This is a genomic window from Helicobacter pylori, assembly GCF_003638305.1.
In the GTDB taxonomy this organism is placed as follows: Bacteria; Campylobacterota; Campylobacteria; order Campylobacterales; family Helicobacteraceae; genus Helicobacter; species Helicobacter pylori_DJ.
In genome coordinates this window covers 37180-61868 of the sequence record NZ_MVYP01000001.1, presented here as the reverse complement: position 1 = coordinate 61868, position 24689 = coordinate 37180, and the positions used below count along the sequence as shown (strand labels likewise).

Sequence of the window (24689 nt, the reverse complement as noted above, 5' to 3'; positions counted from 1 at the left end):
AATCATAAAAGGGTTTTTATGGATTACAAACATTTTAAAGGCAAGCATGCGAACATCATTATAGAAATCATCAGTCTTTTAGAAAAAGGGGTTAAAAAAGCCCAAGAAATTTTAGAAAAGCCGGATGCTGGGAGTTACACTAAATTAGAAAACAGCAGCGGGGATACACCCATTAAAGCGGATTTAGCCCTAGATAAGTTTTTAGAAGAAAATTTTTTGAGTTTAGAAAACATCAAAAGCGTTTTTAGCGAAGAAAAAGAAACGCCCGTTACTAAAGAAAACGGCTCTTATCTGATCGCTTATGACCCACTAGATGGGAGCTCAGTGATGGAGGCGAATTTCTTAGTAGGCACGATTATAGGGGTTTATGAAAAGGATTATAAGGCGCAAAATTTAGTTGCAAGCCTTTATGTGGTTTTTGGGCATAAAATTGAATTAGTGGTGGCTTTAGACAAGGTCTATCGTTACGCGTTTTACCAAAACAAGTTTCATTTTATAGAAACCATCGTTTTAGAAAATAAGGGTAAAATCGTCGCTAGCGGAGGCAATCAAAAGGATTTTTCTTTGGGCTTGAAAAAGGCTTTAGAGGGGTTTTTTGCAGAAAATTACCGCTTGCGGTATTCGGGGTCTATGGTGGCTGATGTCCATCATGTGCTCATTAAAAAAGGCGGAATGTTTTCCTACCCGCAAAAGAAATTGCGAAAGCTTTTTGAAGTCTTTCCTTTGGCCTTGATGGTTGAAAAAGCTAAAGGGGAAGCGTTTTATTTTGATAAGGGGGTTAAAAAGCGTTTGCTAGAACAAAGCGTGGAAAGCTACCATGAAAAAAGCGAATGCTATTTAGCCAGCCCGCATGAAGCTCAGATTTTAGAAAAATATTTAAAGGGAGAATGATGCAAAATAGCGCTAAAAAATTAGAATATGAAGAGCGTTTTAATGACGCTCTTTTGAAATTACAAGCATGCCAAGAAGAAAAGCAAGTAACGAGTTGCTTGAAATGCGAGCAGGTTTTAAAATGCGAGATCCGCAACAGCTATGTGGATGCGGCTTATGAAAGCATGAGTTTAGGCGAAGCGGGCGGGTTTGATTTCAATTAAAATGGGATTAAAATGGCTAGTAATACTACCTTGCAAAAGAATTTAGACGCTTTTTACACCAACCCCAAAATCGCACGATTTTGCTTGGATTTACTAAAAGATCTCACCGCTCAAAATCTAGGGCTAGACTTAAACGCATTCCATTTTTTAGAGCCAAGTGCAGGGAGTGGGAGCTTTGTTGATGCGTTAAAAGAATTAGGGATTGCTGATTGTCTTGCCTTTGATATTGCCCCTAAAGCTCAAGGAATTCAAAAAAAAGATTATTTGTTGGAATTGATTGAGTTTAACCAAAAGCGTATTATTATTGGCAACCCTCCTTTTGGGCATAGAGGGAAATTAGCCTTAAATTTTTTAAACAAGTCTTTAAACGAAGCGCCTATCGTAGCGTTTATTTTGCCCAATTTGTTCAAACGCTATTCCATTCAAAAACACATTGATAAGCGTGCAAAATTGGTTTTAAATGCTGATTTGGAGAAAAACGCTTTTATTTTTAATGAACGACCCTATGATGTGAAATGCATTTTTCAAATCTATATGCATAAAAATATTGCCCTAAATCTTAAAGATGAGCGCATCATTGCACCCCCAAAAATCCGCCATAATGACTTTATCACTTACATTCATAACAACACGCCACACACCCTAAAATATTTCAACAAAGAAAAATACCAATGGGATTTTGCGGTGGTGAGACAAGGCTTTTATGACTACAACGAAAAGATCACCAATGCAAATTTACTGGTTAAAAACCGACAATATTTTTTCATTAAAGCCCATTCCAAAGAAGCTTTAATGATTATCCATAAAATTGATTTTAACAAACTCGCTCATAAAAACACGCAAGTTTTAGGGTTTTCTACTTATGATTTTGTGGAAGAATATTGCAAATTAAAGGAAATGCATGCTTGAAAAAGTGTTCCAAGAAATTACCAATAAAAGAAAGTTTTTTGCAAGTTCTAGCACAGGGGAGCAGTTTGAAAACAAATTTAGGAATGAATTAAAAAAACACTTTAGCGAAATTAACGGCGATTTAACAGAAGAATTAAGCCATATTGAAGAAAAACCTAATAAGGAAATCAAAACCACTTTTAACCAACTCAAAAAGCAAGTTTTAGAAAAAAATCACCCACACACCCTTAAAAACCCTTTTTCAAACCTTACAAGCCATTTTTTATACCAGCCTTTTGGCTCGCAAAATTACCCTGATTTTTTGGCTTTTATTTTTGATTATGTGGTGGGGATTGAAATCAAGTTTTCTAAAAACGATAAGGGTGAAAAAAATATTCAAACTTCTCGCCCCATGTGGAATTCAAACCTGCCTAAACCCAATGCGATTTATCTATATGGAGTCGCTAATGCAGACATCACTTTTTTTAAAGGTTCAGATATTTTGAGTTATGAAACCAGAGAGGTCTTACTCAAGTATTTTGATACTTTAGATAAAGATGAAGAGAGTTTGAAAAACGCCTTAAAAGATTTAGAAAACCCCTTTGGATTTGCCCCCTACATCAGAAAGGCTTATGAGCATAAAAAGGAATTTTCTAACCACCACCAGATTGAAAGCTTCTTTTCGCCTAACCACATTTTAAGAGAACAGAATGTCTTAGAATTTTTGAAAACGCTCACTCATTAGCATATTTGCGTTCATTTATCTATTTCTTGTAAAACACGAGTTTATTTTTAGCGTAAAGAAATTGATGATTAGTCTCATAGAAAAAACCCCTTACATTCCTTGCCCCCGGCTCTAGCTTTTAGAATTTAGTTAAACCACTCAAAAAGCTTTGTAGTCATAATACCTTATAGGGGGTTATTAGTAATAATAAAATCCCAAAATAAAGATTATTTTGAAAAAGCCATTCAAGTAACCCACCATGAATCAAAAATTATAAAACCATCCCCCCCCTTTTTTTAATTCAATGCACTTCGCTCCAAACTTTTCTTTTCCACGCGTAAGCCAAGAACGACAGCACCGCAAAGAAAATCATGATCTTAATCCCTAAAGTATTCCTTTCATGCTTTTTCCTATCGCCCGCTTTTTCCAAATAAGAAATGACTTGTTTTTGAGCTTTTTCACTCAACCCCACTCTAGGCATAGCCGTGCCTGGCAAAAGCTTTTGCGGATCGTTGATGAAAACATTCAAGCCATGTTCGCCCTTAGCCCTAATCATCATGGACAAATCAGGCGCATGAGAGCCTAAATAATTGGCTAAATCTTTAGGATCGCTAAAGGCCTTATCTTTAGCATAATCCAGGCTATGGCACCTTTGACAGCTTTGCGCGAACACTTCCTTATCGCTCAAACTTTTAGGCAAAATAGAAGTGAGATACGCCACAATGTCGCTCAAATCTTGATCGCTAAATTGAGAAAACGCCGGCATAGGATAGGGCCTTTCATCGTTGAATTTATGGCTCAATTTCGCCGTTTTCACGGGGTCTTTGATGAAGTGGGCTAAGAAATTCGCGTTCAAAACCCCCGCCACATGGCTTAAATCCGGTGGCACAACCCCAAAAGAGTTGCTCGCACTAAGGCTATCCATAGGGGCTGGAATGTTTTGGGATTTAATGCCATGGCAAGCGGTGCAATTTTCGGCTACAAGCTGTTTTCCCTTATTAGCATCGCCATTTTTTAAATCAATCGGCTCTAAATCCTTGAAAGCAAAATCTGCCGGAGCGACTTTAGGGTGCATCACCGAATGCGCATAAGGCTCAACCCCATAATAAATCACGCCTATCACCACAATAAGGATGATTAGAATCTTAAATTCTTTCATCTAACACCCCCTTGCTTCTTGCTCTCGGCGATAGTGATAATGGGCAACACCACAAAGAAAAGGGCTAAAAAAGTGATTGAACCCGCTAAGCCAATGTATTTACCAATCCCAAGCGGAGGCAATTTACCATAGATCGTTAAAACAATCATATCAATAATTACAAGCCAAAACCACGCCTCAAACGCCGGCCGTTTGTGCGCGGGAGCAACCACAGGGCTTCTGTCCAAAAAGGGCAGTAAGAAAAAGATCACTTGCGCCACGCCAAAGGCCATTAGCCCTAAATCAGCGCTAAAGAAAAAGCCCCTTAAGACTTCATAGCTCCATAAGAAATACCATTCAGGGTAAATGTGAGGCGGCGTTTTAAGGCTGTTAGCCCTTTCAAAGTTGATAGGATCCATCGCAAAATCATAGTGGTAACACACCAAGTAAAAGAAAAAGACCATGAACGCGCAAACCACAAAAATATCTTTAGACAAGAATACCGGCCAAAAAGGAATGACTTTGGATTCTTTCTTCTTGCCTTCAATGAATTTCTTTTCTTCCAATTCAAAGTCAATCTCTTCGCCTTCTTGGTTATTGACATGCGGGATGCGTAAAGAATAAAAATGCACCCCAACAAGTAGAATGATCGCAATGGGCAGTAAAAACACATGGAGCATGAAAAAGCGCGTTAAAGTGGAATCCGCCACGACATAATTGCCCCTAATCCACTCCACCACATCAGCCCCAATGAAAGGAATGCCTCCAAACAAATTAGTGATAACCGCTGCGGCCCAATAGCTCATCTGTCCCCAAGGCAACATATACCCGCTAAAGGCTTCCGCGCTAAAGACCACAAACAAAATCATCCCGCTAATCCAAATCATCTCACGACCCTTCTTGTAAGAGCCATAATAGATGCCAACAAACATGTGGATATAAATGATGACAAAAATCATGCTCGCTGCCGTGGCATGCATGTGGCGCCAAAGCCAGCCATAAGCCACTTCTTGCATGATGGTGAAATTCACGCTATCAAACGCCATTTTCGCATCAGGCTTGTAATACATGAGCAAGAAAATCCCTGAGATCACAAGCACGCCAAAAAGGGTCAATAAAATCACCCCCATAGCCCATAGGAAATTAATGTTTTTAGGGATCCAATATTCTGTCATTAGCACTTTAACAAGCTTGTTAGTGCCAAGACGCATGTCTAGCCATTCGCCTAAATTCTTCGCTTTTTTTATCTCTGCCATTGAACTCTCCTTACGCTTTAGCCATCATTTTCTTGTATTCAGCCCCGGCTTCACCAAAAGTGATTTTAGTGCCTTCAATTTTAAAAGGCGGGATATCAAAAGGGCGTGGAGGGGGGGTGCCGGCAATATTCACGCCATCAGAAGTGAAACGACCCCCATGGCATGGGCATAAAAAGCCTTTTTCTTCATCTTGATAAGTGGGGATACACCCTAAATGCGTGCAAATTTGAATGGCTGTGGTAAAAACGCTCTCGCCAATTTTAAAATCGCGCTTTTCATTAAAGCCCTCTTTTTTAGAACGCTTGAGGATATAGACCGGTTTCCCACGCCATTCCACCGTGGAAAACTGCCCTTCTTGCATGTTCGCCACATCTATGGTTGTAAAACCGGCTGAAACAACGCTTGGAAGCGGATCCCAAGTCTTTTTCATCGCTACCAGACTCGCTATCGCCCCTATAGCTGTAACGCTAGCAAGGCTCATTCCTAAAAAATCACGCCTTTGAATATCTGCCATGATTAAAAACTCCTTAATGATAATTACCTTTTAACGACTAAAGGCATAGCAAATCCCTATTTTACAACAAACTCTCTTAATAATTTTTTTAAAATAACAAAATTGAGGCTAAAATCAAACGCTTTTAACGCCGTTTTAAAGAAATTTGAGCGCGCAAATGTTTCAAAAGGGTTTCTAAAATATCGTTATCGTCTTTGCTTGGGGCTTTTAAGCTTTCTTTATGTTCATCGTTATAAGTAAGGGTGATGTTTTGATTGAAATTAGAAAGTTTGATGATGCCAAGCTGGTTGGCTAGAATTTTAAGCGTAATGATTTGCAAAAATTGAGCGCTCAAATCGTCTATTTTGCCAAACCTGTCTTCTATTTCTTCATGGATTTGCCCCACCTCATCTACATTTTCACACAAACTCAAACGGCGATACAAATCCAATCTCAAACTATCGCTTGCAATGAGTTCAGGGTTTAAAAAAGCGCTCACGCCAAGTTGGATTTCTACGCTTTTTTCAAGCCTTTTCTTCCCCCCACTCAATTCATAAATCGCGTCTTCAAGCATGCGCGTATAGAGTGCATAACCGATATTTTTAATATGCCCGCTCTGATCTTGCCCGAGCAAATTCCCGCCCCCCCTGATTTCTAAATCATGATAAGCGATACTCTCCCCACTGCCTAAATACGAATTTTTTTCTAAAGCGAGCAAGCGTTTTAGAGCCTGTTCATTCAAACTTTTTTGATCTTCTATAAGGAAATAACAAAAGCCTTCTTTTTTGCCTCTCCCCACACGCCCTCTTAATTGATGCAAATCAGCCAGCCCAAAATTTTGCGCATTATCTATAATAATCGTGTTAGCGTTAGGCAAATGAATCCCTGATTCCACAATAGAAGTGCATAATAAAACCTGATAGTTCCCCTTAGCAAACTCTAGCATGATTTCTTCGCTCTCATAAGCGTTAATTTGGGAATGCAAAATAGCGATTTTGAGTTTAGGGATTAAACCTTCTAGCTTGGTTTTGACTTTTGAAATGCTAGCGATGTGGTTATGGATGTAAAAAATTTGCCCGTTACGGCGTAATTCCCTATAAATAATCTCTTTTAAGAGTTCGTCATTCTTTTCTTTCAAAAAAGTGCGGTTGGGCTTTCTGTCTGTGGGTGGGGTTTTTAAAGAGCTAATGCCTTTAATTTGAGAGAGCACCATGTTTAAAGTGCGCGGGATAGGCGTGGCGGACATGCTTAAAAAATGCACGCTTTTGCTCAATTCTTTTAAAGCTTCTTTTTGTTTCACGCCAAATTTATGCTCTTCATCCACCACCACTAAGCCCAAGTTTTTAAATTTCGCGCTTAAAATCGCATGCGTGCCTACAAGAACATCAACCAACCCTAATTCCACCGCCTTTAAAAGCTTGTTTTTTTCGCTCGCATACCGATCCAAACGAGCCACTTTAACGCCAAAATTTTCAAAACGCGCCCTTAAAGTCTCAAAATGCTGGTGCGCTAATAAAGTAGTAGGCACGACTAAAGCGCTTTGAAAGCCGTTCAAAAACGCGCAAAAAATCGCATGCATCGCCACTTCTGTTTTCCCAAAACCCACATCCCCACTCAATAATCTGTCCATCACCCTCTTAGAGCTTAAATCCTTTGAAATTTCAGCGATAGCCTTTTCTTGATCGCTGGTGTATTCAAACCCCGCATGCGATTTAAAGACTTCCAACTCCGCTAAATGCGTGTCCATCTTTTTACCCAAGATCAAATTGCGTTCAGCCGCTAATTCAATGATCTTGCTAGCAATCTCTAAAAGCTTAGTCCTGACTTTAGCTTTTAATTTAAGAAAGCTCCCTTTCCCTAGCCGGTCTTTAGCTGGCACGCTATCGCTTTGCGCCACATAGCGAGCGATGAGATGCAAGTTTTCTGCCGGTAACAGCAGTTTGTCTTCGCCCAAATAAGCGATTTCTAAAAAATCCCTCTTGCTCCCTAAAACGCTGTGCTGGACTAATTGAGAAAACACGCCCACCCCATAATCATCATGCACCACCCATTCGCCCGCATTCAATTCATTCAAAGCGAGCTTGGATTTTTGGCGTTTTTTCTTCCTTTCAAAGGAATTGAGCGAGATAAAAATCCTATCAGGGGTTTTAAAGTTTAACACAAAGGGGGCAATGACGCATTCCATGCTGCTTTTTTCAATCGCGCTTATCGCATTATCTAAAATCGTTTTATTAGGGGCTAGGAGCGTGATTTTATGATTTGAATGCAAAGCGATAAAGCCTTCTAGGGCATGCACATGGATTTCTAAATCTTCATAGCCTTGCGCGTTTTCTAAAACCTTTAAAAATTTGAAACGCTCACAATCCAATTCGTTTAAGCTCGCTAATTCTTGAATTTCTTCTAAAGCTTTAGGGCTTATAACGCTTTTATAGGCATGCAACAAATCGTTTGCTTTTTCTCCTAAAAACCACAAACCAAAACTGGTCAAATCTTTAGAAAAGCTATTTAAGGGGCTTTGTTCCACTTTTGTTTTTAGATCCTTATAAGATGGTTCGTCCAAACTAAAAAGCGTGGGGGGGATTTCAATTTCTAACAAATCTTCTTTAAGGCTCATTTGAGTGGTGGGATCCAATTCCTTAATGCTCTCACACTCCGTGTCAAAAAAACTCAAGCGATACGCTTTAGAATTGGGCGCATAAATATCCACAATATCCCCCCTAAAGCTCGCTTCGCCTTCCACTTCCACTAAGTCTAAAATTTCATAGCCATAATAAAAGAGCTTGTCTTTCAAATCCTTAAGGTTATATTTTTCTAAAAGCGTGATTTTAAAGCTCTCTAAAAGTTCTTTTTTAGGTAAAGGGTGTAATAAAGCGCTAATAGGGGCAATGATGATAGTTTCTTGCTTGTTTTCTAAGCCTGATAAAACTCCCTCAAACCCCCTAAAAGCTGTAAAAATTCTTCAAAAAACGAACGCAAATCGTCGTTTTTTTTAGCCCTAAACTCTGGGAAAAGAACGGCTTTGACATTTGGCTTAAAATAGTTTATGACTTCTTTAGCGAGCCTGGATTCTTTAAAATCCTTACAAGCGAGTATTTGATAATCAAAGCCTTTGTTTAAGGCCCTATAAAGGCTAGATTGGATCATTCCCTATTTATTTTCAATTTTCTTTTCTTGCTCATTGATCAACAACGCCCCCCCTTGAATATTCTTAGGGCGAGTTTCCCCAATCAAAATCCCCTTCCTTTCCACCACAAGCTCTTGGCTAGAGATCTTACCATCAAGGCGCCCTAAAGGCATGATTTCTACCACTTCCGCTTCCACCGTGCCAGTGAACTTGCCATTGACCACTAATTTATTAGCAAAAATCTCACCCACTACCGAGCCGGTTTGCCCGATCACCACCGTGCTTTTAGAATGCACCACCCCTTCTAATTCGCCATCTACATGCAAATGGTAATCCAGATGAAGCTCCCCCTTTATTTTGGTGCCTTGAGCGATGATAGTCGCTGGTCCTGTTTTTGCATTAGCCGATTTATTATTGTTATCAAAGATTGCCATCTGATGCTCCTTTCTTTATTGAAAACTTCTTCAAAATTTTTCATGTTCCATTTGGTGAAACTCATGGGGTTTATGGGCTGATTTAAAAACCGCACTTCATAATGCAAATGCGGTCCTGTACTCATTCCTGTATTACCACTATACCCAATCAACTGCCCTTTTTTGACAAATTCGCCCGTTTTCACGACGATTTTATTCAAATGGGCGTAGTAGGTTTTAAAACCAAAAGGGTGGAAAACCTTAATCAAATTCCCATACCCCCCATTCCACCCTTTGCTCGCTAACCCCACTACCCCGCTCGCACTCGCATACACAGGCGTGTTAATAGCGGTGCTCAAGTCAAGCCCGGTATGGTTGTGCAACACATGCAAAATAGGGTGGATTCTTTTATTAAAGGCGGCTGAAACGCGCCGATAGGATTCTAGCGGGTAGTCATTAGGGATAAGGCGCATGATAAAGCTTTTTTGAAGCCCGGTAATCCCAGCCACATCCAAGCGGCTAGAAAAATTACCCTCTTCTTTTTCTTCAGGCCTATTCACTCCCACCACTTCTTCTAAATCGTTGATGCGCTCCCCTGAAAGCTGCAAATCGTCTAAAAATTCATCCATTTGCAAAGAAAGCTTTTCATTAGTCTCTTTTTTTTTCTCAAATTCTTTAGTGATTAAAGCATGCTGTTTTTCAATGTTTTTAATTTCTTTATTTAAAACCAGTAACGAAACGCCTAAAAACAATAAAGATCCCACAACGCTCAACAGCGCATACAAACTGATTTGGCGGAATAAGATATGAACATTAATATAACGGCTCCCTTTAGAGTCCGTAACCATCACAATCAAACGCCTGTCTAAAAACACCAAAAACCCCTACTGACCTTTTAAGGTGTCTTTATCCACATGCTCTTGGAGCTGGACGATGTCTTCTAAAACCCAAAACAGATTCTTCCATTCAATAAATTTATTTTCTTCTAAAGCGCTTTGAAAATGATCCAAATCCCATGCCAGGAATTTTTCTGCGTCTAAAATTTTACCCAAAAAGCGCACTTCATAATGCAATTTTTCGCCGCCGCTATTACCGCTCTTCCCGCTATAGCCAATCAACTGCCCTTTTTGGATGAAGCTTTTGGGCTGCACATTGACATGATCTAAGTGCGTGTAAATGGAGCTAAAACCAAACGCATGTTCAATGCGCACCAAGTTCCCATACCCCACATTAGAATTAGTCTTCACAAAATCCACAATCCCATCAGCGCTCGCATACACAGGCGTGTTCAATGGCGCGATAAAATCAATCCCGGATTCAACGCCCTTAATTTTTTTAATGGGGTGGTTCCTTTCTTTGGTGGTTTTGATCGCGCTATAAGTTTTTAGGGGCATGCCATTAGGAATGAGCATGAGCGCTAAATGTTTTTGAGCCAAATTCAAATTTTCTAAATCCACTTCATCATAAAGATGCACGCCCCCATTAGCCCCTCTTTTGATTTCAATCAAGGATTCCAACCCGCGAATCTTTTGCCCCACAATAAAAAGCTCTTCTCGCTTGTTTTTAATTTCTTTTGCTAGGGCGTAATTTCTTTGATACAAATCCCTAAAATCCCTTAAAACCGCATTCCTCTCGCTTGTCATCGTATCCATTTTAGCGATTAAAAATTTTAAAAACCCTACGCCAAGCCCCACGATCAATAAAAGAATGATAACAGAAATGATGAGGTTGCGTTTTAAATTTTTAGAAAATTTGAGCTGTTTAGAGCCTGATTCATCAATGATGGTGATCACAAGCTGGTTTTGTGGCATCAATCCCTCTTCTTTTGATAGCGTTTATAAAAAGCGTTGGCTACCAAAAATGAGCCATACACCAAATAATTTTCATTTTCTTCCACATCTTCAAACAAAGCGTGTTCTAACCCTAAAGTTTCTAAAATCCCTTTAAGCGTTTCTAACTTGATAATTCTTTCATTATGCAATTCTAAAATCAAAACCTTTTTAATGACAGGCTTTAAAATTTCTAGCACCAAAAAAGCGTCTTTATCTTGATAGCAGTTATAAATCAAAATGATTGGAGTATTAAAAACGCGCTTGATTTCTTCTTTTAAGGCTTTAGCGCTATGGGGGTTATGCCCCACATCTATTAAGATATTAGGGCTTAAAAGCTCGCAACGGCCGATTAAATTTAGGGGCTTTAGGTTTTTTAAAACTTCTTGTTTATTGCATGGCAATAGCGTTTCAAACGCTTTTAGGGCCACTTCTAAATTCATCGCTAAAAAATGGGCTAAATGGTAGCGTTCAATATAATCCTTGACTCCTTTTGAAATTTCATTTTGAACCACAATCAATTGTGCGTGTTTGTCTTTGGCGATTTTTTGAGCGATATTTAAAACCAATTCTTGTTGGGGAGCGATGATACTAAGAGAGCCCATCGCTTTTAATTTAGTGGTCGCAATGCTTTCTAGACTATCCCCTAAAAATTCCTTATGATCGTAATCAATGGGAGTGAAAACGCTTAGGGTTTTTTCTAAAGCGTTCGTGCTGTCAAACTCCCCCCCAAGCCCTGCTTCTAAAACCAAATAATCGCAATCTTTAGCGAGCATGACAGCTAGTAAGGTAGCGTATTCAAAATACGAGCAAGCGTTGCTGAAAGCGTGTGATTGCAATTGCTGGTGGGCGTTTTCTAAAACGCTTTCTTCAACAACAGAGCCATTCACAAAAAAGCGCTCCCTGAATTCAAAAACATGAGGGGAGGTGAAATGCAATACCTTAAAATTTTGATCGGCTAATAAAAGGGTTAAAAACCGCCCTGTGCTGCCCTTGCCATTAGTCCCTACCACATGAATGACTTTGGCTTGAATCTCAAAAAAAGCGTTTTTAAAATCTTTATAAATTTGAATGAAACGGCTAGGATCAAATTTATGGTATTCCTTGGGCTTTGTTTCTAAAAATGCACTCAATCTAGGGCTATTTTTCATTATTGAATTTCCCCTCATAAGCGATTTGAGCCACAAATTTAGTCAAAGTTTGTTCCACAGCCTGATTGATAGCGTAATAACGGTTCTGGTAGGTGTTAAGGGGATCTTGCAAATTCACGGCGTAATTATAATACCCGCTATTTTGGAAAGTCTTTTGTGTGCCTCTTTTATTATCATAGGTGTAATTCACAGACACGGTTGCGCGATAGAAAGTCGTAAAGCCTTCTTTATTTTGCGTGATACTCGTATCGGTTACATTCGTGATTTCTATAATAATAATGGAATCCGCATCCTTTTCACTCGCTAAGCGGCTTTGGAAGCGTTGCACGACTAAACGATTCATCAAGTCCTTAAACTCTACGGAGTTTTCAGGGTTAGGCAAATTCACAATGAGTTTTACATACATGCTATCGCCAAGCGCGTTTTGAGCGTAAGCGGCGATGGGCTTATACCCACAGCCCTTGAACCAAAGCAATAAAATAAAAAAAAGTAAAGCCCTCATGCGATAACAAAATTAACAAGCTTATTAGGCACATAAATTTCTTTTTTAACGCTCGCCTTTTCTAAATATTTCTCTAATTCTTTTTTAGCCAAAACAATGATTTCTTCTTTGCTGGCGTTAATATTGACTCTCAATTCCGCGCGCCTTTTGCCATTAATGGTAAGCCCTAAAGTCATAAAGTCTTCTATCAAAGCGTCTTCATCGATCGCTATAGGCTTAAAATTCTCTCTTTTAAAAAGCCTCTCGCTCAATTCCCATGCGGTGTGCGGGATAATAGGCTCTAATATTTGCAACAACACAAAATAACCCTCGCATAAAATTCGCTCATTACTTTGCGCGTTCAAAGCGTTTAAAGCCTCCATGCAGCTTGCGATCAAAGTGTTAAACGCGTAAGCGCTTTCAGCCTTATTGAAAATTTCATGCGATTTTTTTAACGCTTCATAGACTTTTTTACGAGCTAGTTTCTGCGCTTCATTCAGGCTCACTCCTTTAAATTCAGGCTTAGAAGTAGTAGGGGTAATGGCGTTCGCTTTATCGTATAAGCGCTTGATAAACCGGTGCGCCCCTTCTAAAGCGCTGTCATTCCATTCCAATTCTTTAGCCGGTGGGGCAGCAAAAAGGATAAAGAGCCTTGCGGCATCAGCCCCGTATTTTTTAAGTATCTCTTTAGGGCTAACGACATTGCCTTTAGATTTGCTCATTTTAGCACCATCTTTTAAAACCATGCCTTGGGTGATAAGCTGTTTGAAAGGCTCATTTAAATTAAGATAGCCCAAATCCCTTAAAGCCTTAGTGAAAAAGCGCGCGTATAACAAGTGCAAAATCGCATGTTCAATGCCGCCAATATAAGTGTCCACCGGCATGAAATACTTCAAGTAATTTTGATCAAACGCTTGATTTTCACGCTTATCTTTGGGCGTGGTATAACGCAAGAAATACCAGCTGGATTGGATGAAAGTGTCCATGGTGTCTGTTTCTCTTAAAGCGTCTTTGTGGCATTTAGGGCATTGGGCGAATTTCCAACTCGCATGCTTTTCTAACGGATTGCCCTCCCCGTCAATCACAATGTCTTCAGGTAAAGTTACTGGCAGTTGGGTTTCAGGCACAATCCCGCAATGTTTGCAATGAATCATAGGAATGGGCGCTCCCCAATACCTTTGACGGCTCACCCCCCAATCTTGCAAGCGGTAGTTGATCACCCTTTTACCGAGATTTTCTTTTTCAAAATAAGCGATGATTTTTTCTCTGGCCACTGAGCTAGAAAGATCGCTCCACTCCCCGCTATTTTTTAAAACCTCTTCTTTGGTGTGGGGCAAACTTTGAGGGCTTTGAGTGATCACTTTAATAGGAATATGATAAAGATTGGCGAATTCAAAATCCCTTTCATCGCAGGCTGGCACGCCCATTAACGCCCCAGAACCATAATTAGCTAGAGCGAAATTAGCCACCCAAACAGGGATTTTTTGCTTCGTTAAAGGGTGGATAGCATAAATGTCTAAAAATACTCCTTTTTTCTCTAAGGCTCTTTCTCTTTGAGTCGTATTTAAAATCGCTTTAATCATCTTTGAATCTTCTTGGCTCACTCGCTTAATGGCATGCTCTACTAAAGGGTGTTCTGGGGCGATGGCGATGTAAGTTACACCATAAATAGTATCCGCTCTTGTGGTAAAAACTTCAATTTCTTGAATGCCGTTGCAAGCTTTCAAGCACTCATCAGCGATTTTAAAACCAAACTGCAACCCGCTAGATTTCCCTATCCAATTTTTTTGCATGGTTAGGACTTGAGAAGGCCAATGATTTTCTAAAGTTTCTAAGTCTTTTAACAATTCTTCAGCGTAGTTTGTGATCTTCAAATAATATTGATAGAGTTCTTTTTGAATGACTTCTGTGTCGCAACGCCAACACCTCCCATCAATGACTTGCTCATTAGCTAAAACGGTTTTGTCGTTAGGGCACCAATTGAGCATGGCTTTCTTGCGATAGATCAGCCCTTTTTCCCACAAATCAATGAAAAATTGCTGCTCAAATTTCGTGTAATCCGGATCTGAAGTGGCGAATTCCCTGTTTTTAGAAAAAGAAAACCCTAAAGCTTCAAACTCTTTTTGCATGGCTTCAATGTTTTCATAAGTCCAGGTTTTAGGGTGGATACCATGCTTAATGGCGGCATTTTCTGCAGGCATCCCAAAAGAATCAAACCCCATAGGGTGTAACACATTGTAATGGTGCAAACGATAATAGCGCGCCAGAGCATCGCCAATGGTGTAGTTGCGCACATGCCCCATGTGGATTTCCCCACTAGGATAAGGCAGCATGCTTAGAATGTATTTTTTAGGGAGGTTAAAATCGTCTTTAGGCTCAAAACTCTTATTTTTCCACCAAAATTCTTGCCATTTTTTTTCTATATTGATAAAATCCATCACTACCCCTTAATCTGTTTCGCTCGTTACAACGCTTTCAATCAACAAAAAGATGAGGCTGAAAGCGTTGCTAATCAACGCCCCGATCATGAGCATGTAAGCGGTAACCAAATTATTTAAAATCTGTAAAAACACAAACGCCGGTATGAGGTGCAACACGGTAGCTAAAGAGCTGGCCAACAGCTCTGAAGCGAAACGCTTGATCACCCCAATTTTGAGCGTAACAGAAATAAGGTTTAAAGCTAACGCTACAAACAACACCACCGTATTAGGCTCATACAAAAACCCTGCAATGGTGGTTAAAGAAATAAGGCTGAACAGCACATGAACGACCCGACCCCAATCCATAGAAACTCCTTAAACTTGACCGCCCTCATACAAACGGCGCATTTTTTCTTTCTCTTGAGCTTTTTTGATTTTTCTAGCCTCATTCTCATAATATTTACCCATATCAAAACCTAACAATAACGCTACTTTAGGGGCGATGAAAATAGAGCTATAAGTCCCTACAATCGTGCCTATTAGCATGGGCAATGAAAAACCAATGATGATCTTACTCCCAAACACGCACAAAATCAACACCACAAAAAACACGGTTAAAGAAGTTAGAAGCGTGCGCGTGAGCGTGCTAGAAATAGCTTCATCAATGGCTTGAGTGGCGTTTTTGGTTTTTTGAGAGAGCATCTCTTCTCTGATCCGATCAAAAATAATGATCGTATCATTAATAGAATACCCAATCAGTGTGAGCAAGGCCGCAATCACTTCCAAATTCATATCAATCTTAAAAACAATCACTGAGCTTGCCACTAAAATCACATCATGCACAAGCGCAATAACGCTCGCTAAAGCAAAACGCCATTCATAGCGGAAACTCACATAAACCATGATCGCCATTAAGGCTAAAATCAGCGACAAAATGCCCTTTTCTTTCAATTCGCTCCCCACTCTAGGACCCACGGTGTCAAATTTACGGATTTCAAAATCGCCGCTGGGTTTTAGAATGTTAGCCACGATAGCGTTCAAGTCTTCATTTTCGGCCGTTTCTACAAAAGGGAATTTGATTAAAATCTCTTCTTTAGAGCCAAATTCGCTCACTTGCACGCCTTTAAAGCGAGCTTCTTTTTCAAACAGATCGCGCACTTCTTTAATGGGGGCGTTTTGAGTGTAACGCACCTGCACCAAACTCCCCCCCGCAAAATCAATCCCTAAAGAAAACCCTTTGAAAAACAAAATCCCTAACGCTAGAAGCACTAAGATCGCTGAAACAACCACCCCATAATTGGAATAACGCATGAAGCTTAAGATTCTAGTTTGTTTGAATAATTCCATAAAACCTCCTAAGCTCTTTTATTTTTCACGCCAAACCAAAAATAAAGGCTTTTTGTTTGGGCTAATTTGGGCAAAAGGGCTTGATAAATCCCTTGCGTGCCTACAATGGCGGTGATAATAGAGGCTAAAATCCCAATGCCTGTGGTGAGAGCAAAGCCTTTAATCGCTCCTGTGCCATAAGCGTATAGCAATACCGAAGCGATCAAGGAAGTGATATTGGAATCAAAAATCGCTCTACTCGCATTGATATAGCCTAAATGGATCGCCTTAACAACACTCTCTCCTTCTCTTAACACTTCTCTAATGCGCTCATTGATAATGATATTAGCATCCACGGCAATCCCCACGGTTAAAACAATCCCCGCCATTCCCGGTAAAGTCAGCGTCGCTCCAAAAATCGCCATGACCGCCACAATCAAAAAAAGATTGACCACTAACGCCAAACAAGCGATCACCCCCGCCATAGAGTAATAAAGCGCCATAAAGCCCATAACCAAAATAAAGCCCCCAATCAGAGCGATAATGGAAGTTTTAACGCTGTCTTTCCCTAAGCTCGGGCCTATAATCCTTTTTTCTAAAACCTGAATGGGTGCGCTCATCGCCCCACTCCTTAAAGCGATCGCTAAATCGCTCGCTTGAGCCACGCTAAAATTCCCGCTAATCTGCCCGCTCCCTCCGCCAATACGCTCCCTAATCACTGGGGCTGAATAAACCTTATTGTCCAAAACGATCGCCATGCGTTTACCCACATTCGCGCCTGAGAAATCCCCAAAAATCTTAGCCCCTTGTGCATCTAGCGTGAAGCTCACCACCGGCTGGTTGTTTTGATCATACACCACTTTCGCATCTGTAAGCATTTCGCCATCTAAAATAGGGATCGCTTTGAGCAAGATTTTACCCCCCATTTCCACATCAGACAACAACACACTGCCTAATTTTTGAGCCTCTAAATCCGTCATTGTCATCGCATCTTTATTGTGCTCTTCATCCACTGCCATCATTTGTAAATGAGCGGATTTTGAAATCAAGTCCTTAGCGCGCCGTTCTTCTTCTAAAGTCTTAATGCCGGGCAATTGCACCGAAATTTCTTCTTTACCTTGCTGAATGACTACAGGCTCTGCCAAACCAAATTGATCCAAGCGGTTACGAATGATCCCTATCACTTGCAAAATCGTGTTTTTACGCAATTCTTCTTGCTCTAAAGGGGTGAGCTTCACGCTATAAAACTCCGCTTCTTTTTTGATTTCAAACTGGCTATGGCCTTGCAATTCCAATAAAAGCGCGTCTAATTTTTTCGCTTCATCTTCATCTAAAAGCTCAAAACTGATCCCCTCTAAATTGGATTTAATGTCTTTAAGCAAGATATTTTGCTTTTTAGCGTTGTATTCTAAAGCGGACGCTAGGCTTAAATACTTGTTTTTTAAAGCTTCATCGGTTTGCACCCCTAAAAGCATGTTTAACCCCCCCCTTAAATCCAAACCTAAAGTGATTTTAGGGCCTTTAGTTTCCAATAAAGAAGGCACAGAAAACCCCACCCCTAAAAGAAGCGCGAAGATAAAAACGATTAAACGAGGGTTAAAAAGTTTCATTCAGTTGTTATTTGGCGTTGTTTCAAAGTCTTAGCACCGGATAATCTTGCCGAAATTTCTTCTCTGCCTTGCTGAATGACTATAGGCTCTGCCAAACCAAATTGATCCAATTCGTCTAATTTGAACGCTACATAGTTTTTAGAAAGTTTAGCGGTGGTGTCATCATTGAGCTTCACGCTAAAAAAATTCGCTTCCGCTTTAAGCACCTCAACGATGAACCCTCCTTGAGTAACGATTTTATCGCCCTTAGTCAAGCCCTCTATCATTTCTTTGTGCTTTTTTTGTTGCTGGCGTTGCGGGCGAACAATCAAAAAATAAAAAATAAGAAACAACACCACAAAGGGTAAAAGCGTTGTTAGAATGTCTCTAATTTGTCCCATTTAATTTCCTTAAAAGATGTTTTAATCTCAAATTATAGCATTTTTAGCTATTTCTTTAAAGCCGCTTTTTTATCTAGTGCGAATAAATACAAAGCCCCTATGATCCCAGAAATCAAAGATCCGAGTAAAATCGCAATCTTTGCCACTTCCATAGCGTCTTTATGTTCGCTCGTGAAAGCCAGATTAGAAATAAACATAGACATGGTAAAGCCAATCCCTGCTAAAAGCCCAGCCCCTAAAATATGCCACCAGCTGATGCCTTTAGGGCGCGCGGTGATTTTGAGCTTTTCGCTTATAAAAGTGATTAAGAAAATCCCTAGAGGCTTGCCCAAACAAAGCCCTAAAATAACCCCTAAAAGCACCTTATCCACTTCTAAATTGATGCTAGAATCAACGCTCACCCCAGCGTTTGCAAACGCAAATAAGGGCATGATGAAATACCCGCTGATGGGGGCTAAAAAATGCTCCAATCTTTCTAAGGGGCTTTGTAAAGCGCTCGCTTTTTCTTCAATAGAATGCAAGATTTCTTGCTGCTCTTTGGTCAAAAGCGCTCCTGAACTCGTCTCTGCGTATCGTTTGCCTAATTCCAAAAGCTCTACATTTTTAGAATCTTTAGGGATTTTTACCGGTATCATAAAAGCTAGAACCACTGCAGCGATTGTCGCATGGATACCGCTTTGATGCACGCAAAACCAAAGCAACACCCCTAAAAGCAAGTAAGGGACAAGCGAGCGGACATTCAAGCGGTTCAATACCGCTAAAATCAGAACCACCCCTAAAGCCCCTAAAAGCCATGCGAATTTTAAATTCGTGGTATAAAAGAGCACGATCACTACAATAGCCCCCAAGTCATCAGCCACCGCTAGAGTGATTAAAAAAACCTTTAAAGCGGTTGGCACCCTCTTGCCTAAAAGCATGATCACGCCTAAAGCGAACGCAATATCCGTCGCCATAGGGATCCCAAAACCATGCTGAGAGGGCGTGCTAGCGTTAAGAAAAAAATAAATCAATCCTGGAGCTATCATGCCCCCTATGGCTGCGATCACAGGGAAAGAAGCTTTTTTGAAACTGGATAATTCCCCAAACAACAATTCTCGCTTGATCTCTAATCCTATCATTAAAAAGAATAACGCCATTAAAACATCATCAATCCAGTTGTGCAAACTAAAGCCGATAAAAAAATCCCCTATTTGGAACCCAAAAGGGGTGTGCCATAGCGCAAAATAACTTTCTTTTAAAAACGAATTAGCCACCACCATCGCTAAAACAGCGTTCAAAAAGAGGAAAATCCCTCCAAAAGACTCGCTTTTAATAAAGTTCTTAAGCGTCAAACTGAGCGCGTTTTCTGTTTTTTTGAGATTCATAGACAACCTTAAAATTTTTAATTTCAAACCCATAATTTTTCAAGCAGTCTTTTATGAGCGTAAATGATGCCCGTTTGTATCTTAAAATGGGGGGCTTGAGTTTTCAAAAACTCAGCGTAATGAGACACTTGCGCTTTATGGCTTTGCTGGTAATTTTGAGAGCTTTTATAATCTAAAACATACAAATTTTGCCCCTTATCCCACAATAAAACATCAATTCTAGACACAACCCCTTGGAATAAAAAAGCCGCTTCACCCCTTAAGGCATGATTTTTAAAAAGAGCTTGTATCTCTGCATCGTTTTCAAAAAGCTCTAAACTTTCTTCTAACGCTTGGTGATCCAAACCATAAAAACCATGATGGTAGTTTAAATATTCTAAAACGCTTTTTTTAGGAATGTTGTAAGCGTATTGGTATTCTAACCCCTTGTGCAAGGCGATACCAAAATTGATCGCTTCCTGGTCGTTATTCTTTTCATAATCGCTATCTGGCTCTTCTTCTATCTCTTGGACTTGCTCGCCATAGGCATGGGGCTTGATGAGAGTGCTTGTAATTAAAGGCTCCTTTTGAGGAGAAATAACCGGCATAATTTCTCCCTCTTCTAAAGGCACAAGATCCAATTGTTCGTGCATTGTTTTGTTTTTGCTTTCTTTTTTGTCTTTTTTTTGATCTTTGTCTTTGGCCACGACAATCAGCCCTAACTCAGCCCTAGTGAATGCGACATAATACACATTAATTTCTTCATGATCTTTGGCCGCTTCTTCTTTATCTAAAGCCCTAGCGTAATCTTTATCCACCACCTCACGATTTTTCATTCTGTAATAAAGGCGCGTAAGTTCTGTGCCGTCATATTCTTCAAGGAGTTGATTGGCGTGGCTTGAATTAGGCTTGCCCAAGCGTTCGCACACGATCACATAAGGGAATTGCATGCCTTTAGATTTATGGATGGTCATGATCTGAGCGCCTTTTGGATTGAAAGAAGCGATCGATTTAGCCTCTAATTTTTCTAAAAATCCATCGGCGTCTTCGCACCCAATGGCCAACTCCAAACAGCTTTGTGCACACTCTCCATAAAGCTCAAACAATTCCATCACCTTCCACACAAAGCTTGCCACACTCTCTTTTTTAGGGTTAAAACCAGGCAAAGCGATCACATCATCATGCAAGTATCCAGCGAGTTTTAAAACGCTGTGCTTATAAAAGAGCTTGTAAGGTTCTTCCGCTAAAGCGTATTCTAAAGCGTTCTTAATGATTTTAGATTCTACAAATTGAGACAATCTCGCGCTAGATTCCGTGCTTGGGCAAATTGCGCTCAAATACTCTTGCAAATAATTTTTGATTTCTAAAGCGTCGTCATTAGTGGCGCATAAAATGGTAATGTCTTTAGGATCAATACGATGTTCTAAAAGGTTTTGAGCTTCTTGTAAGACCTGATCTAATAGCAACTCTCTATCATCAGCCACTAAAGAGACTTTAACATAGCCCTCTGTAACATGTTTATTTTGAGAAGTTTTAGGGTATTTTTGCTCCAAATAAGCGGTGGGGGAATTTTGATAAGCTTTTTTAAAAATGGTGTTCACATAATTAATGATTAAAGGCGCACTGCGGTGGTTGAATTGTAAATTATCGTGGTAAAAATCCTTAGAAACGCTTTCAAACAAGGAGCTAAAACTCCCCCTAAAGGCATAAATGCTCTGCTTGACATCGCCCACAAAAAACACGCTCCTGTGCCATTTAGCTTGCCCTATCCCGGCTTTAATCTCATCAATAAAAGGGGCTAAAATCTTATAATCGTTCAAGCTCGTGTCTTGAAATTCATCAATCAAAATGTGCGCGATCTTGCTGTCCAACCTGAAATAAAAAAACTCTGCCGGCATCTCTTCATAACCATTCAATAAGACATGGACCTTATCTTTAATCGCATCAAAATCTAGGGCTTGGATTTTAGAAGTGGCGTTATCATAAAGCTGGATGAATTTAGGGAATTTTTTAAATATTGCGGTTTCTTTGGCTTCATAATAGCGTTTTAAATCGTTTTCAATCTCTTCGCATTCGCTCTCTAAAGTGGGGATTTCATTTTTGAGTTTTTTAAAATAGAGGTATTCGCTCTTTTTTTTAAGCCAGGTTAAAGAGCTGTTTAAAAATCCCCTAAAACTATCGCATTTAATGGCTTCTTTAGCCCTATCTGACGCTGTTTCTATGCTTTGAATTTGGTTGTTTAAGCTCCTTAGTTTTTCTAAAAAACCCTCTTCATCAAATGCAGGCTCTTTTTTATTAGGATCAAATAAATAGAGCTTGTTTTTTAAAAAACGCAACCGCTCTAAAATAGAATCGCTCGTGTAATTATCATAACTTAAGCATTGGACGATAAAAGCACTCAATTCCTCAAGCTGTTCGTTATTCAAAGCGCTCAAAAAACCCTCATTAAGCTGTCGTTGGTGCGCTTTGGTGTCTTCATTGACTTCAAAATTCGCACTCAACCCCACAAACCAACAAAATTTCCTTAAAATGCTTTGAAAAAACGCATCAATGGTGCTGATTCTGATTTCGGCGTTTAAAAAGCGTTGGTAGATTTTTTGAGCGCTATTTTGCACTAAATCAGGGTCTAAATGGTATTTTTCTTCTAATTCTTTCAGGATATTTTGGGATTTTTCTTTTTCATTTTCAAGGTTTTCTTGTTGCAAAATTTTTAAATAGTCTAAAATGCGCTCTTTCATTTCGGCGGTGGCTTTTTTAGTGAAAGTGAGCGTTAAAATCTCGCTAGGATTAGCCCCCTTAAACAATAGGGCTAAAAACCGCACGCTCAAAGCGAAAGTCTTCCCACTCCCTGCTGAAGCCTTTAAAGCCATGCATTGTCTTTTTGTATCCATTGAGATCTATCCTAAAATTCTAATTTTGTCTTTATTATAACCTAAAAGCCTTTTTTACTTAAGCTAAAAAACCTTAATCTTTTGCTATAATCATAGGGTTTTGTCGTTTTTCTATCATTTTAATAGGAACAAGGCAAAGACAGCGTCAAATTCACACATGCTAATCCTTGTATTTAGGTGTTCTTAAGAATTTAAGAATCAAATGAGCATGGAGGAAGAGAACCAAAATAACTTTAAGGAGAATTCTCATGGTAACCATGAAAGATTTATTAGAATGCGGTGTGCATTTTGGACACCAAACAAGGCGTTGGAACCCTAAAACCAAAAAATTCATTTTTGGCGTTAGGAAAAATATCCATATTATTGATTTGCAAAAAACCTTGCGCTATTTTAGATACACTTATAATATCGTGCGCGATGCGAGCGCTCAAGGCAAGAGCATCATGTTTGTAGGCACTAAAAAACAAGCCAATGAGACTTTGAAAGAATTTGCTGAAAGCATTCAAGTCCCTTATGTCAATTACCGCTGGCTTGGTGGCATGCTGACTAATTTTAGCACCATTAGAAAATCGGTGAGAAAATTAGAAATCATTGAAGAAATGGAAAATAGCGGTCAAATTGATCTATTGACTAAAAAAGAAAAGCTCATGATTTTAAGGAAAAAAGAAAAACTGGATAAGTATCTTGGCGGGGTGCGCCACATGAAAAAAATCCCTGATATGATTTTTGTGATTGATGTGGCTAAAGAAAAAATCGCTGTCGCTGAAGCAAGGAAACTCCATATCCCTATCGTGGCCCCCTTAGACACCAACTGCGACCCTGATTTAGTGGATTACCCCATTCCTGGAAATGACGATGCGATCCGCTCTATCAGGCTATTTTGTAAAGAAATGAGCGAAGCGATTTTAGAGGGGCGAGAACTCATGCAAGAAGAAATCGTCCATGCGGATGAAAATAGCGAAGAGATAGAGTTCGTGAGCAATGAAGAAAAAGAAGAAATGCTCGCTGAAATCCAAAAAGAAATCACTCAAGGAGCCGAATAATGTCAGAAATTAGCGCTCAATTAGTCAAAAAATTAAGGGACTTAACCGATGCGGGCATGATGGATTGCAAAAAAGCCCTTGTAGAAGTGGCTGGGGATTTGCAAAAGGCCATTGATTTCTTGCGCGAAAAAGGCTTGAGTAAAGCCGCTAAAAAAGCCGATAGGATCGCTACTGAGGGCGTAGTCGCTTTAGAAGTCGCACCTGATTTTAAAAGCGCAATGATGGTAGAAATCAATAGCGAAACGGATTTTGTGGCTAAAAATGAGGGCTTTAAGGAATTGGTTAAAAAAACTTTAGAAACGATCAAAGCCCATAATCTCCATACCCCAGAAGAGCTGCTTAAAAGTCCGTTAGACAACAAGCCTTTTGAAGAGTATTTGCACTCTCAAATCGCTGTGATTGGTGAAAACATTTTAGTGAGAAAAATCGCTCATTTAAAAGCCCCTAGCTCTCATATTGTCAATGGCTATGTGCATTCTAACGCTAGAGTGGGCGTGTTAATCGGTATAAAATACGATAATGAGAAAAACGCTCCAAAAGTGGTTGAACTGGCCCGAAACATCGCTATGCATGCCGCAGCGATGAAGCCTCAAGTGCTAGATTGCAAAGACTTTAGCCTTGATTTTGTCAGAAAAGAAACCTTAGCCTTGATCGCTGAAATTGAAAAAGACAATGAAGAGGCTAAACGCTTGGGCAAACCTTTAAAAAACATCCCCACTTTTGGGAGCCGCATTGAATTGAGCGATGAAGTTTTAGCCCATCAAAAAAAGGCTTTTGAAAACGAATTAAAAGAGCAGGGCAAGCCTGAAAAAATCTGGGATAAAATCGTTCTTGGAAAAATGGAAAGATTCATCGCCGATAACACCCTTATTGATCAACGCTTGACCCTTTTAGGGCAATTCTATGTCATGGACGATAAAAAAACTATCGCTCAAGTCATCGCTGATTGTTCCAAAGAATGGAATGATGATTTAAAAATCACTGAGTATGCGCGTTTTGAATTGGGCGAAGGCATTGAGAAAAAGGCAGAGAATTTCGCTGAAGAAGTGGCTTTGCAAATGAAGTGAGATTTTAAGTGCGTTTTG

General features: G+C 39.8%; 21 protein-coding genes and 1 pseudogene. 6 read left to right on the top strand and 16 right to left on the bottom strand.

What is annotated here, in order from left to right:
* The first annotated feature begins 18 nt into the window (after positions 1-18).
* The 4 genes from EAL04_RS00365 to EAL04_RS00350 are packed head-to-tail and all read left to right on the top strand — an operon-like array spanning position 19 to position 2727.
* Positions 19-891: a class 1 fructose-bisphosphatase gene (locus EAL04_RS00365; RefSeq protein WP_120972473.1), complete on the top strand. Its 873-nt coding sequence runs from the start codon at positions 19-21 to the stop codon at positions 889-891.
* On the top strand, positions 891-1094 hold the full coding sequence (locus tag EAL04_RS00360) for a hypothetical protein (protein ID WP_001875801.1): 204 nt from the start codon (positions 891-893) through the stop codon (positions 1092-1094). The genes EAL04_RS00365 and EAL04_RS00360 overlap by 1 nt, the downstream gene beginning before the upstream one ends.
* Positions 1095-1106: 12 nt before the next feature.
* Positions 1107-2003 (top strand): SAM-dependent methyltransferase, encoded by an 897-nt coding sequence (locus EAL04_RS00355; protein WP_120972471.1) that lies wholly within the window; start codon positions 1107-1109, stop codon positions 2001-2003.
* Positions 1996-2727, top strand: a complete 732-nt coding sequence (locus EAL04_RS00350; RefSeq protein ID WP_120972469.1) for a type II restriction endonuclease — start codon at positions 1996-1998, stop codon at positions 2725-2727. Before EAL04_RS00355 ends, EAL04_RS00350 begins: the two co-directional genes overlap by 8 nt.
* A 280-nt stretch (positions 2728-3007) precedes the next feature.
* On the opposite strand, the gene EAL04_RS00345 is transcribed toward EAL04_RS00350, so the two are convergent.
* The 16 genes and pseudogenes from EAL04_RS00345 to EAL04_RS00270 all read right to left on the bottom strand — a co-directional run bounded on the left by EAL04_RS00345 (position 3008) and on the right by EAL04_RS00270 (position 22561).
* A complete protein-coding gene (locus EAL04_RS00345; RefSeq protein WP_078251466.1) occupies positions 3008-3865 on the bottom strand; it encodes a cytochrome c1 in 858 nt (285 codons plus the stop codon).
* Complete coding sequence (locus EAL04_RS00340) at positions 3862-5100, bottom strand: cytochrome b (protein ID WP_120859811.1); 1239 nt, start codon at positions 5098-5100, stop codon at positions 3862-3864. Before EAL04_RS00340 ends, EAL04_RS00345 begins: the two co-directional genes overlap by 4 nt.
* A gap of 10 nt (positions 5101-5110) precedes the next feature.
* On the bottom strand, positions 5111-5614 hold the full coding sequence (petA, locus tag EAL04_RS00335; protein WP_000763640.1) for a ubiquinol-cytochrome c reductase iron-sulfur subunit: 504 nt from the start codon (positions 5612-5614) through the stop codon (positions 5111-5113).
* Between the two features lie 124 nt (positions 5615-5738).
* A pseudogene (gene mfd / locus EAL04_RS00330) lies at positions 5739-8737 on the bottom strand (transcription-repair coupling factor).
* A gap of 3 nt (positions 8738-8740) precedes the next feature.
* Entirely contained in the window at positions 8741-9055 is a 315-nt protein-coding gene (locus EAL04_RS00325) for a bactofilin family protein (RefSeq protein ID WP_000384498.1), read from the bottom strand.
* A gap of 14 nt (positions 9056-9069) precedes the next feature.
* Positions 9070-10005, bottom strand: a complete 936-nt coding sequence (gene csd1, locus EAL04_RS00320) for a peptidoglycan DD-metalloendopeptidase Csd1 (RefSeq protein WP_120972467.1) — start codon at positions 10003-10005, stop codon at positions 9070-9072.
* A 9-nt stretch (positions 10006-10014) separates the two neighbouring features.
* Positions 10015-10941, bottom strand: coding sequence for a M23B family cell shape-determining DD-metalloendopeptidase Csd2 (gene csd2, locus EAL04_RS00315; protein ID WP_120972465.1), 927 nt, complete (start codon positions 10939-10941; stop codon positions 10015-10017).
* Positions 10941-12110, bottom strand: coding sequence for a bifunctional folylpolyglutamate synthase/dihydrofolate synthase (locus EAL04_RS00310; protein ID WP_120972463.1), 1170 nt, complete (start codon positions 12108-12110; stop codon positions 10941-10943). The genes csd2 and EAL04_RS00310 overlap by 1 nt, the downstream gene beginning before the upstream one ends.
* Positions 12100-12612 carry an LPS assembly lipoprotein LptE gene (gene lptE, locus EAL04_RS00305; RefSeq protein WP_120972461.1) on the bottom strand — a complete coding sequence of 171 codons (513 nt, stop codon included), beginning with the start codon at positions 12610-12612 and terminating at the stop codon, positions 12100-12102. The genes EAL04_RS00310 and lptE overlap by 11 nt, the downstream gene beginning before the upstream one ends.
* Entirely contained in the window at positions 12609-15029 is a 2421-nt protein-coding gene (gene leuS, locus EAL04_RS00300; RefSeq protein WP_120972459.1) for a leucine--tRNA ligase, read from the bottom strand. Before leuS ends, lptE begins: the two co-directional genes overlap by 4 nt.
* Positions 15030-15038: 9 nt before the next feature.
* A complete protein-coding gene (locus EAL04_RS00295) occupies positions 15039-15377 on the bottom strand; it encodes a DUF6394 family protein (protein WP_000383778.1) in 339 nt (112 codons plus the stop codon).
* 9 nt (positions 15378-15386) lie between these two features.
* Positions 15387-16358 (bottom strand): protein translocase subunit SecF, encoded by a 972-nt coding sequence (gene secF / locus EAL04_RS00290; RefSeq protein WP_120972457.1) that lies wholly within the window; start codon positions 16356-16358, stop codon positions 15387-15389.
* An 8-nt stretch (positions 16359-16366) separates the two neighbouring features.
* On the bottom strand, positions 16367-17947 hold the full coding sequence (gene secD, locus EAL04_RS00285; protein ID WP_120972455.1) for a protein translocase subunit SecD: 1581 nt from the start codon (positions 17945-17947) through the stop codon (positions 16367-16369).
* On the bottom strand, positions 17944-18327 hold the full coding sequence (gene yajC / locus EAL04_RS00280; protein WP_120840801.1) for a preprotein translocase subunit YajC: 384 nt from the start codon (positions 18325-18327) through the stop codon (positions 17944-17946). Before yajC ends, secD begins: the two co-directional genes overlap by 4 nt.
* A 47-nt stretch (positions 18328-18374) precedes the next feature.
* Positions 18375-19691, bottom strand: coding sequence for a sodium/proton antiporter NhaA (gene nhaA / locus EAL04_RS00275; protein WP_120972453.1), 1317 nt, complete (start codon positions 19689-19691; stop codon positions 18375-18377).
* A gap of 23 nt (positions 19692-19714) precedes the next feature.
* The gene (locus tag EAL04_RS00270) at positions 19715-22561 is read right to left on the bottom strand and encodes a RecB-like helicase (RefSeq protein ID WP_120972451.1); all 2847 of its coding nucleotides are present in this window, start codon (positions 22559-22561) and stop codon (positions 19715-19717) included.
* A 248-nt stretch (positions 22562-22809) separates the two neighbouring features.
* On the opposite strand from EAL04_RS00270, the gene rpsB reads away from it, so the two are divergent.
* Both rpsB and tsf read left to right on the top strand, forming a co-directional pair.
* Positions 22810-23604 carry a 30S ribosomal protein S2 gene (gene rpsB, locus EAL04_RS00265; RefSeq protein WP_000258276.1) on the top strand — a complete coding sequence of 265 codons (795 nt, stop codon included), beginning with the start codon at positions 22810-22812 and terminating at the stop codon, positions 23602-23604.
* A complete protein-coding gene (gene tsf / locus EAL04_RS00260) occupies positions 23604-24671 on the top strand; it encodes a translation elongation factor Ts (RefSeq protein WP_120972449.1) in 1068 nt (355 codons plus the stop codon). The genes rpsB and tsf overlap by 1 nt, the downstream gene beginning before the upstream one ends.
* Positions 24672-24689 lie beyond the last annotated feature (18 nt).